The organism is Kineococcus siccus, assembly GCF_009906795.1.
In the GTDB taxonomy this organism is placed as follows: domain Bacteria; phylum Actinomycetota; class Actinomycetes; order Actinomycetales; family Kineococcaceae; genus Kineococcus; species Kineococcus siccus.
The window spans coordinates 1-10542 of record NZ_JAAALN010000149.1 but is presented as its reverse complement, the minus strand read 5'-3'; the positions used below and the strand labels follow the sequence as shown (position 1 = coordinate 10542).

Genomic DNA, 10542 nt, shown 5'->3' with positions numbered 1-10542 from the left:
ACGGACGGACGCGCGTGAGCCCGACACCCCTCCCCCACCGCCGCGCCCCGCAGGGCCTGGGCGGCAACCGGCTGCGCGGCGAGGACCTCACGCTGGCCTACGACGACCGGACCATCGCCGAGGGCCTCGGGATCGAGGTCCCCGACGGGTCGTTCACGGTGATCGTCGGGCCCAACGCGTGCGGGAAGTCGACGCTGCTGCGGGCGCTGGCGCGGATGCTCAAGCCGCGGCACGGCCGCGTGCTCCTCGACGGCCAGCTCGTGCAGTCGCTGCCGTCGAAGGAGGTCGCGCGCCGCCTCGGCCTGCTGCCGCAGTCGGCGACGGCCCCGGACGGCATCACGGTGGCCGACCTCGTCGCGCGCGGCCGCTTCCCGCACCAGAAGCTGCTGCGGCAGTGGACGGGTGAGGACGAGCGCGCGGTCGACGCGGCCATGGCCAGCACGCGCGTCGAGGACCTCGCCGAGCGGGCCGTCGACGAGCTGTCGGGCGGGCAGCGCCAGCGCGTCTGGATCGCCATGGCCCTCGCGCAGGAGACGCCGATCCTGCTGCTCGACGAGCCCACGACCTTCCTCGACATCGCCCACCAGATCGAGGTCCTCGACCTGTGCGCGCAGCTGCACGAGGAGCAGGGCCGGACGCTGGTGGCGGTGCTGCACGACCTCAACCACGCCTGCCGCTACGCCACGAACCTCGTGGCCCTGAAGGACGGCGCGATCGCCGCGCAGGGCGTGCCGGCGGAGGTGGTCACGGCCGACCTCGTGGAGCACGTCTTCGGCCTGCCCTGCGTCGTGATCCCCGACCCCGAGACGGGCACCCCGCTCGTCGTGCCCCGGGCCCGCCGCGGCGGGCCGGTCGCCGTCGCGGCCCCCCCGGTGGACGAGCTGCGGTGACGCACCGACGCCGTCGCGACGACGGCGGGTAGCGTGCAGAGGTGCGAGGACACCGGATCGGCCTGGTCGTGCACCCGGTGCGGGACGTGGGCGAGCAGGTCCGGCTGATCAGCGACTGGGCGGCCGGGCACGACACCGACGTCGTGGGGCTCGTCGCCGACGCGGCCCGCCTGCCGCGGGGGTTCCCCGTCGTGACCGAGGCCGAGTTCCTCGACACCGTGGGCGCCGTGGTCAGCCTCGGCGGCGACGGCACGATGCTGGGCGCGCTGCGCCTGGTCGTGGACCGCCGCACCCCCGTCCTCGGCGTGAACCTGGGCCACCTCGGGTTCCTCGTCGAGCTGGAACCGCGGGAACTGCCCGCGGCCCTGGAACGGCTGGCGGAGAAGGACTTCACGGTCGAGCCGCACCTGTGCCTGCGCGCGCGGCTGCCGGGCCGCACGGCGGTGGCGTTCAACGACCTCGCCCTCGCCCGCACGCCGGGCCGGGGGGCGGTCCTCGCCGCGCTGACCGTCGACGGCCGGCGCACCGGGTACTTCCGCTGCGACGGGATCGTCATCGCCACGCCGTCGGGCTCCACGGCCTACAGCTACGCGGCCGGCGGCCCCGTGGTCTCCCCGGGCTCCGACGCCGTCGTCGTCACGCCGGTCGCCCCCATGTCGGGCATCGGCCGCAGCATCGTCCTGGGGGCCGACGAGCCCGTGCGGCTGGAGCTGCTGGACTCCTCGGGCCCACCCGTCGTCGAGGTCGACGGCGTCGCCTCGGGCGAGCTGCCGCCCGGGACGGTCATCGACGTCCTCGCCGAGCGCGACGCCGGGCAGGTCATCCGCTTCGACGGCGGGGCGCACAGCACGCGCTCCCGCGTGAAGCTCAGCCTGCTCGACCTGCCGCTGCTGCCCGAGGAGCTGCTCGAGCTCGTGCCCGCCGAGCAGCGCCCGCGGGAGGCGCCCCGCAAGCGCTGAGCTCAGCCCGCGGCGCGGGTCGGCCCGACACCGGTCGGCAGGGCGGCGGCCGCGTCCGTGGGCGGCGCCGCCGCGTCCGCGTCCGGCGCCGGGGTCCCCGTGGGGTCGGCCGGGGTGCCGGTCTCGTCGGGCGAGGCGGTGCCCGAGGACCCCGACGAGGTGGGCGAGGACGTGGACTCCGCGGTCGGCGACTCCGTCGGGGAGCCCGTCGGCGAGCCGGACGTCGTGGCGGTGCCGGACGGGGGGTCCGTCGGGGAGTCCGCCGGCGCCGGGGTCGTCGGGACCGGGTCGGGCGTGACCGTCGTGCCGAGGATCGTCGTCGCGGTCGAACCCTCGCTCACGGTGCCCTGCCGCTCGGCCGCGACGCTGCTGCCCGTCGTCACCTCGTAGACGCCGATGCCGCCCACGGCGAGGACGAAGGCCGCGACGCCCAGCAGGACGACGTGCGTGCGGCGCCGGCCCGTGCGGGCGACCTCGCGCTCCGCCCGCTCCTGCTCCGCGCGCTCCTCCTCGTCCCGCCGGCGCTCCGCCCGCTCGTCCGCTTCCCGCCGCTCGTCGTCGCCCGGGGACCCGGGCGGCGGGGTCGCCTCGGGGCCACCGGGGTGGTTGGGCCCCCGGCGCTCGCGCGCCCGGCGCGCCGCCTCGGCGAGCCGCTCGCGGCTGCGCGTCAGGTAGTGGTTGTAGATCGCCGCCGCCGTCGAGGCCGCACGCTGCCGACCGCCGCCCCCACGAGGGGGCCGTAGGTGCCGAGGCTGCGCAGTCCGGCGAGGGCGACGGCCGAGGTGACCGCCGCGAGGGCGCCGCCGGCGATGCCGATCCAGTTGATGGTCAGGGTGGTCCGCTGGGGTGTCTGCTCGCTCATGCCGCCACCCATCGTCCCACCCGCGCACGGGCTCGCCGCGCGTCGCGGGCGCTCGGGTGTGAAGCCCTCGTGCAGGTGCCGGTGGGGCGCGGTGGCCCCCGCCGCGCGCGTCCGACACAGTGATCCCATGACCATCCTGGTGCAGGACCTCAACCAGTGGAAGGGCGCTCCCGTGCTGGACGTCACCGACACGAAGATCGGGACGCTCTCGTCCGTGTACGTCGACGCGGCCACGGACGAGTGGCTGTTCGCCTCTGTCGAGACCGGCGTGATCGGGTTCAAGAAGGTGGTGTTCGTGCCGCTGGACCAGGCCGCGGTGGGCCGCCACGACCTGCGCGTCGCCTTCCCGAAGGAGACGGTCAAGGCCGCCCCGGCGTTCGCCGTCGACGAGGAGCTCGGCCCGGAGGACGAGCCGCGGATCTACGCGCACTACGCGCTGCCCTACGACCCGGCGGCCACGCCGTCCGGGCGCCGCCTCGCCCGCCGCTGATCCGACCGCGCCGCAGGGTCAGCGCCGCGACGACCGCTGCGTCGCGTCGCTGACCTCGCCCACCAGCTCCTCGATGACGTCCTCGAGGAACACCACGCCCGTGACCCGGCCCGTGCCGTCGACGACCCGCGCCAGGTGCGCGCCGGAGCGGCGCATCGCGGCCAGCGCGTCCTCGACCTCCTCGGCGTCGCCCAGGGTGCCGAGCTGGCGGATCCGCTTCTCGGGCACCGGTTCGGCGTAGCGCTCGTCGTCGGCGTACAGCACGTCCTTCAGGTGCAGGTAGCCGTGCAGGTCGCCCGCGGCGTCCAGCACGGGGAACCGGCTGAACCCCGTGCGGGCCACGAGCGCCTCGACGTCCGCGGGGCTCGCCCCCGCCGTGATCGTGCGCAGGTCCCCGAGCGGCACCGCGATATCGCCGACCGTGCGGTCGGAGAACTCCAGCGCCCCGGTGACGAGGCCGTGGGCGTCGTCGAGGGTGCCCTCGCGGCGGCTCTCGGCGACGATCGACTGCACCTCCTCCACCGTGAACGCGGACGACACCTCGTCCTTGGGCTCGACGCCCAGGGCCCGCAGGGCCGCGTTGGTCAGCGCGTTGAGCGCGCGGATGACCGGGCCGATGAGGCGGCCGATCGCGACGAGCGGCGGCGCCAGCAGCAGCACCGCGCGGTCGGGGCCGGCGATCGACAGGTTCTTCGGGACCATCTCGCCGACGACGACGTGCAGGTAGACGACGACGGCGAGCGCGATGACGAGGGCGACCGGGTGCACGAAGGCCTCGGGCACGCCGATCCCCGCGAACAGCGGTTCCAGCAGGTGCGCGAGCGCGGGCTCGGCGACGGCCCCCAGGCCGAGCGAGCACAGGGTGACCCCGAGCTGGCAGGCCGCGAGCATCGTCGAGACGTTCTCCATGGCGATCAGCGCCTTGCGCGCCGCGGCGCTCGTCGCGGCGAGCGGCTCGACCTGGCTGCGCCGGGCCGACAGGACGGCGAACTCGGCCCCGACGAAGAAGGCGTTGGCCAGCAGCAGGACGACGGCCAGCAGGAGGGAGGAGGTGCTGCTCACGACGGCCCTCCCGCGCTCGACGCGGCGGGGGCCCCGGTGAGCTGCGCGGCGTCCCCGCCCCGGCCGGTGCCGGGCGCGGGCCGCAGGCGCAGCCGCTCGACCCGGCGGCCCTCCATGCGGGCCACGCGCAGCACGGACCCACCGAGGTGGACCTCGTCGCCGACGACGGGGATGCGGGCCAGGCGGGACATGACGAAGCCTCCGACGGTCTCGTAGGCGGGGTCGTCGGGGACCTCGACGCCGGTGCCGTCGCGGACCTCGTCCGGGCGCGCGAGCCCCGGCACGGTCCAGGAGCCGTCGCGGTGCTGGCGCAGGCCGCCGCGGTCGCGGTCGTGCTCGTCGGAGACGTCGCCGACGATCTCCTCGACGAGGTCCTCCAGGGTCACGACACCGGCCGTGCCGCCGTACTCGTCGACGACGACCGCGAGCTGCAACCCGTTCTGCCGCAGCTGCAGCAGGAGCGGCTCCAGGCGCAGCGTGTCGGGCACGCGGCGCACCTCGGCCATCAGCGCGGCCGCGGGCACCTCGCCCCGGCGCTCCGGCGGGACCGCGACGGCCGCCTTGACGTGCACGGCCCCGATGACGTCGTCGAGGTCGTCGCCCGTGACGGGGAAGCGGGAGTGCCCCGTGGTCCGGGCGCGCGCGACGACGTCCGCGGCCGTCTCGTCGTGGCGCAGCGACTGCATCCGCACGCGGGGCGTCATGACGTCCGCGGCGGTCTGGTCGCCGAACACCAGCGTGCGGCTCAGGAGGTTGGCGGTGCCCTCGTCGAGCGTGCCGAGGTCGGCGGAGCGGCGCACGAGGGACGCGAGCTCCGCGGCCGAGCGGGCGCCCGAGAGCTCCTCCTGGGGCTCGACGCCGACGGCGCGCAGGATCCGGTTGGCGCTGCCGTTGAGCACCCGGATGAGGGGGCCCGTGAACCACGTGAAGCCGCGCTGCAGGGGGGCCACGACGCCCGCGGTGCGCAGCGGGACCGACAGGGCGAGGTTCTTCGGGACCAGCTCGCCGACGACCATCGAGAAGAACGTCGCCGCGACGACGGCGACGACCGTGGCCACCGTGGCCGCCGCACCCGGCGGCAGGCCCGCGGCCCCCAGGGGCCCGCGCAGCAGGCTCGCCAGCGACGGCTGGGTCAGGTAGCCCAGCAGCAGGGTCGTCAGCGTGATGCCGACCTGCGCCCCGGAGAGCTGGGTGGACAGGGTCCGCAGCGCGGGCAGGACGCCGGCCGCGCGGCGGTCACCGGCCTCGGCGGCCTTCTCGACGGAGAACCGGTCGAGCGTGACCAGCGCGAACTCGGCGGCCACGAACACGGCCGTGCCGAGCGTCAGGAGCACCCCGACGAGCAGGAGGAGCCACTCCACGATCACGTGGGCTCCCCGGGCGACGTCGGGAGGCGATGGTGAGGGGGGCCGCTGCGCGGCCCGGGAGATGAGCTCATGGCAGGCGCGAGTCTACGGGCGCCCACGCCTGCCGCACCCTCCCGGAACGGCCCGTCGGCGTCAGAACAGCGTGTCCCCCGCCAGGAACGCGGTGACGGGCTGGACGCAGCGCCGCGCCGCGCGCAGCAGCGAGTCGTGGCCGCAGCCGCCCGCGACGAGCGCGGTGGCCGAGGGCACCGCGGCCGCCATCTCCCGCGCCGCGGTGCCGAAGTGCTCGGGGCTGCGCTCGCCGGTGAGCAGCAGGGCCCGCGCGGACAGCCCCGCGTAGGCGTCGGCCGGGGAGTCCATCTGCAGCCCGGCCCGCGTCTCGGCCAGCACCTGCGGCAGCCGCGCGGCCGTCGAGCGGCCCCAGTCGGTGCGGGCCAGCACCCCGCCCACGAGCCGCTGCACGCGCTCGGAGCGCCCCGCGGCGGTGCGGCCCAGCCCGGAGGTGCGCAGGTGGCGGTCGAGGTGGGCCAGGGCCAGCTCGGGCGAGCCGGTCGCGAGCGCCCGCGCCGCCTGCTCCAGCGCCTCCTCGGGGACCGAGCCGTCCAGCGGCAGCACGGCGTCGTACACGGCCACCCGGTCGATGCAGCGGTCCAGCAGCGCCCCCGTGGCCAGCAGCGCCACGAGGCCCCCCAGGCCGTGCCCGAGGACCAGCCGCGCCCGGGTGTGGGCGAGGACCGCGCCGAGCAGGGCGACGTCGTCGGCGACGGCGTAGCGGGCGCCGCCGCCGCCGACCTCCTCGCGGTCGTAGCGGTGGACCGTGAACCGGTCGGAGAGCCGGTCGGCGAGCGTGGCGTAGTCCGCGGACCGCCGCGCCCCGTGCACGACGACGAGGCCCGGGCCGCTGCCCTGCGTCAGCAGCTCGACGGGCGCCCCGTCCGCGCGGCGGACCCCCTCGACGATCACGCCCCGATCATCGCCCGTCGCCCCGCCCGTCGCCACGCCCGCGTCACGCCGCGCCTCACCAGCCGCCGGGGAGCGGGCGGCCCTCCTCGTAGCCCGCGGACGACTGCAGGCCGACGACCGCGCGCTCGGCGAACTCCGCCACGCTGCGGGCGCCGACGTAGGTGAACGCCGACCGCACGCCCGAGGTGATCTGGTCGAGCAGGTCCTCCACGCCCGGCCGCTGCGGGTCCAGGTGCATCCGCGAGGAGGAGATGCCCTCCTCGAACAGCCCCTTGCGCGCGCGCTGGAACGGCGAGTCGGCCCGCGTCCGGGCCGCGACGGCCCGCGCCGACGCCATCCCGAAGCTCTCCTTGTAGGGGCGGCCGTCGGCGTCGACCGCGAGGTCGCCCGGGCTCTCGTGGGTGCCGGCGAACCAGGAGCCGACCATGACCTGGCTCGCGCCGGCCGCGAGCGCCAGCGCGACGTCGCGCGGGTGCCGGACCCCGCCGTCGGCCCAGACGTGCTTGCCGAGCTCGGCCGCGGCGCGCGCGCACTCCAGGACGGCGGAGAACTGCGGGCGCCCGACGCCCGTCATCATCCGCGTCGTGCACATGGCGCCGGGGCCGACGCCGACCTTGGCGATGTCGGCGCCCGCGGCCACGAGGTCGCGCACGCCCTCGGCCGTGACGACGTTGCCGGCCACGACGGGGACCTCGGGCGAGACGCCGCGCACCGCGGCCAGCGCCTCGAGCATCTTGTCCTGGTGGCCGTGCGCGGTGTCGACGACGAGGCAGTCGACGCCTGCGGCCAGCAGCAGCTTGGTCGTCCCGGCCACGTCGCCGTTGATCCCCACGGCCGCCGCGACGCGCAGCCGCCCGTGCGCGTCGAGCGCGGGCGCGTAGACCGTCGAGCGCAGCGCCCCGGTGCGCGTGAGCGCGCCCACCAGGCGGCCGTCGCGCACGACGGGCGCGAACCGGCGGCGGCCCGCGTGCAGCACCTCGAAGGCGGCCTCGAGCCCGTCGCGCTCGACGACGTCGGCCTCGATCGAGACGGGCCTCGTGCTCATGACGGCCGAGACCTGGGTGAAGCGGTCCACGTCGGCGCAGTCGGCGGCCGTGACGACGCCGAGCACCTCGCCGCCGTCGACGACGACGGCCGCGCCGTGCGCGCGCTTGGGCAGCAGGTGCAGCGCGTCGTGCACCGTGTCCCCGGGCGAGAGGACGACGGGCGTCTCGAAGACGGGGTGGCGGCCCTTGACCCAGTCCACGACCTCGGCCACGACGTCGAGCGGCAGGTCCTGCGGGAGGACGGCCATCCCGCCGCGGCGCGCGACGGTCTCGGCCATCCGGCGGCCCGAGACGGCCGTCATGTTCGCCACGACCACGGGCACGGTCGTCCCGGTGCCGTCGGAGCTCGCGAGGTCGACGTCGAGGCGCGAGGTGACCGACGAGCGCGACGGCGCGAGGAACACGTCGGAGTAGGTCAGGTCGTGGGCGGGCTGCTGGCCGCGGAGGAACTGCACGGGGGGAAGGGTAGGCCGCCGGCGCGGGTCTCGTGGAGGACCCGTGCGCGCCCCGCCGCCTCCCGGCGGGCGTCCGGCCGGGCGGCCTACCCTGGCGCCATGAGCACGGGCAGCCCCTCCTCCTCGGCCTCGAGCAGCACCGCGAGCTGGGCCGGGGGTGCGGCGCAGGGCCCGTCCGGACCGCGCACCGCGGTGGTCGTCGAGGACGAGCCGACCATCGCCGACGCGGTCGCCCGCCGGCTGCGCGCCGAGGGCTACACGGTCCACATCGCCTCCGACGGCCCCGGCGGGGTCGCGCTGTGCGAGGAGGCCGACCCCGACGTCGTCGTGCTCGACGTGATGCTGCCCGGCTTCGACGGCCTCGAGGTGTGCCGCCGCGTCCAGGCGACCAAGCCCGTGCCCGTCCTCATGCTCACGGCGCGCGACGACGAGACCGACAAGCTGGTCGGCCTCGGCGTGGGCGCCGACGACTACATGACGAAGCCGTTCTCGCTGCGCGAGCTCGTGGCGCGGGTCAACGGCCTGGTGCGCCGGGTCGAGCGCGCGCGCCAGCTCGTCGGCTCCCCGGCCGCCGTGGGCAGCCTCCGGTTCTCCGTCGCGGGCGGCGAGCTGGAGGTCGACCGCGCGCAGCGCCGCGTGCGCCGGGCCGGGGCCGAGGTGCACCTGACCCCCACCGAGTTCGACCTGCTGGTCTGCCTGGCCGCCTCGCCGCGCACGGTGCTGACGCGCGAGAAGCTGCTCGAGGACGTCTGGGACTGGGCCGACGCCTCCGGCACCCGCACGGTCGACAGCCACGTCAAGGCGCTGCGGCGCAAGCTGGGTGCGGACCTGGTCCGCACGGTGCACGGCGTGGGCTACGCCTTCGAGCCCGGCGGCGACGGGAGCGCCGGGTGAGCCGGGGGGCGGCGCAGCCGTCGAGGACCGAGGCCGGTTCCCCGGGCGGGCCCCCGGGCGCCGGGACGGGTGCGCAGGCGTCCCCGCTCGACCCCGGGCCGGTCACCGGGCCCATCTCGCGCGCCGAGCTCGCGGAGGCGGCCCGCCTGGCCGGGCGCCGGGCGTGGCCCGCGATGCGGCCGCTGGACCCGATCCACTCGCTGAAGACCAAGCTCGGCCTGCTCGTGGGCATCACCGTCACCGTGGCCGTCCTGCTCGTGTGGCTCGCGCTGCGGCACCAGATCGGCCCGCGCTACACGCTGCCCGCGTCGATCCTCCTGGCGCTGGCCGTGACGCAGGTCCTGGCCCGGGGCATGACGTCGCCGCTGCGGGAGATGACCGCCGCGGCCCGCAGCATGGCCACGGGCGACTACTCGCGACGCGTGCGCTCCACGTCCAGCGACGAGGTCGGCGAGCTGGCCACCGCGTTCAACCGGATGGCCGAGGACCTCGAGGCCGTCGACCGGCAGCGCCGCGAGCTGGTCGCCAACGTCAGCCACGAGCTGCGCACCCCCGTCTCCGCCCTGCACGCCGTCCTGGAGAACGTCGTCGACGGCGTCACCGAACCCGAGCCCGAGGTGCTCGCGACGGCGCTGGCCCAGACCGAGCGGCTCGGCCGGCTCGTCGAGCAGCTCCTGGACCTCTCGCGCCTCGACGCGGGGGCCGTCGCGCTGGACCGCGACGCCGTCGAGCTGCAGCCCTTCCTGGAGCAGGCGACCCGGGCCATGTCCATGACCGGTCGCGACGTGCGCTTCGTCGTCGACGTGCGGCCCGAGGGCCTGGAGGTGTCCGCCGACGCGGCCCGCCTGCACCAGGTCGTCGCCAATCTCCTGGACAACGCGTCGCGGCACTCCCCCGTCGGCGGCACCGTCACGGTGTCGGCGCACACGCTCGGCGAGGTGGTGCGGCTCTCGGTCCAGGACGAGGGGCCCGGCATCGCCGACGCCGACCGCGAGCGCGTCTTCGAGCGCTTCCACCGCGGGCACTCCCGCTCCGACGGCGGCACGGGGCTGGGCCTGGCCATCGCGCGCTGGGCCGTCCAGCTGCACGGCGGGACCATCCGCGTCGCGGCCACGCCGCCCGGCGGCGGCTGCCGCATCGACGTGCAGCTCCCGGCGAACGGCCCGAGTCCCAGCCGCTGACGACGTGACCTCGGGATAGGCTGGGAACGCGCCCGCGTTGACCCACACCGAGGAAGAAGGCGACTCCGCCGTGCCTCAGCAGCCCTCGCAGTCCGAGGACAAGCTCGCCACGTTCGGCCCCAACGAATGGCTCGTCGACGAGCTGTACGAGCAGTACCTGGCCGACCGGAACTCCGTGGACGAGGCGTGGTGGGACTTCTTCGCCGACTACTCCCCCGCGGACAACCCGGCCGGCAGGACGAGCGCCGCCACGACCCCCCCGGCTCCCGCCACCGGGACCAACGGCGTGAGCAACGGCGCGGCCCGCCCCGCGGCGAACGGCGCCGGCACGACCCCCGCGCCGGCCGCCGCGCCCGCGCCGCAGGCTCCCGCC

12 protein-coding genes are annotated in these 10542 nt (G+C 76.5%); 6 read left to right on the top strand and 6 right to left on the bottom strand.

The window, feature by feature from the left end; genetic code table 11:
* The first annotated feature begins 56 nt into the window (after positions 1-56).
* Both GTR02_RS15440 and GTR02_RS15435 read left to right on the top strand, forming a co-directional pair.
* Positions 57-890, top strand: a complete 834-nt coding sequence (locus GTR02_RS15440) for an ABC transporter ATP-binding protein (RefSeq protein ID WP_205709379.1) — start codon at positions 57-59, stop codon at positions 888-890.
* A gap of 41 nt (positions 891-931) precedes the next feature.
* Positions 932-1849, top strand: coding sequence for an NAD(+)/NADH kinase (locus GTR02_RS15435; protein ID WP_166608385.1), 918 nt, complete (start codon positions 932-934; stop codon positions 1847-1849).
* 2 nt (positions 1850-1851) lie between these two features.
* On the opposite strand, the gene GTR02_RS15430 is transcribed toward GTR02_RS15435, so the two are convergent.
* Complete coding sequence (locus GTR02_RS15430) at positions 1852-2256, bottom strand: hypothetical protein (RefSeq protein WP_166608384.1); 405 nt, start codon at positions 2254-2256, stop codon at positions 1852-1854.
* A gap of 260 nt (positions 2257-2516) precedes the next feature.
* Positions 2517-2711 (bottom strand): hypothetical protein, encoded by a 195-nt coding sequence (locus GTR02_RS15425; RefSeq protein ID WP_166608383.1) that lies wholly within the window; start codon positions 2709-2711, stop codon positions 2517-2519.
* 127 nt (positions 2712-2838) lie between these two features.
* Here GTR02_RS15425 and GTR02_RS15420 point away from each other — a divergent pair, with 127 nt between their 5' ends.
* Positions 2839-3201 (top strand): PRC-barrel domain-containing protein, encoded by a 363-nt coding sequence (locus tag GTR02_RS15420; protein WP_166608382.1) that lies wholly within the window; start codon positions 2839-2841, stop codon positions 3199-3201.
* An 18-nt stretch (positions 3202-3219) separates the two neighbouring features.
* Here the strand turns inward: GTR02_RS15420 and GTR02_RS15415 are convergent, their stop codons facing one another.
* From GTR02_RS15415 to GTR02_RS15400, 4 genes are all read right to left on the bottom strand, one after another.
* Complete coding sequence (locus GTR02_RS15415) at positions 3220-4263, bottom strand: CNNM domain-containing protein (RefSeq protein WP_166608381.1); 1044 nt, start codon at positions 4261-4263, stop codon at positions 3220-3222.
* On the bottom strand, positions 4260-5630 hold the full coding sequence (locus GTR02_RS15410) for a CNNM domain-containing protein (RefSeq protein WP_166608380.1): 1371 nt from the start codon (positions 5628-5630) through the stop codon (positions 4260-4262). Before GTR02_RS15410 ends, GTR02_RS15415 begins: the two co-directional genes overlap by 4 nt.
* 132 nt (positions 5631-5762) lie before the next feature.
* Entirely contained in the window at positions 5763-6593 is an 831-nt protein-coding gene (locus GTR02_RS15405; protein ID WP_166608379.1) for an alpha/beta fold hydrolase, read from the bottom strand.
* A gap of 55 nt (positions 6594-6648) precedes the next feature.
* Positions 6649-8094 carry a GuaB1 family IMP dehydrogenase-related protein gene (locus tag GTR02_RS15400; RefSeq protein ID WP_166608378.1) on the bottom strand — a complete coding sequence of 482 codons (1446 nt, stop codon included), beginning with the start codon at positions 8092-8094 and terminating at the stop codon, positions 6649-6651.
* Positions 8095-8193: 99 nt separating this feature from the next.
* Here GTR02_RS15400 and GTR02_RS15395 point away from each other — a divergent pair, with 99 nt between their 5' ends.
* From GTR02_RS15395 to GTR02_RS15385, 3 genes are all read left to right on the top strand, one after another.
* The gene (locus tag GTR02_RS15395) at positions 8194-8988 is read left to right on the top strand and encodes a response regulator transcription factor (RefSeq protein WP_166608377.1); all 795 of its coding nucleotides are present in this window, start codon (positions 8194-8196) and stop codon (positions 8986-8988) included.
* 173 nt (positions 8989-9161) lie between these two features.
* Positions 9162-10169, top strand: a complete 1008-nt coding sequence (locus GTR02_RS15390) for a sensor histidine kinase (RefSeq protein WP_166608387.1) — start codon at positions 9162-9164, stop codon at positions 10167-10169.
* Between the two features lie 70 nt (positions 10170-10239).
* The coding region (locus GTR02_RS15385; protein ID WP_166608376.1) for a 2-oxoglutarate dehydrogenase E1 subunit family protein at positions 10240-10542 on the top strand (303 nt) is incomplete at its 3' end.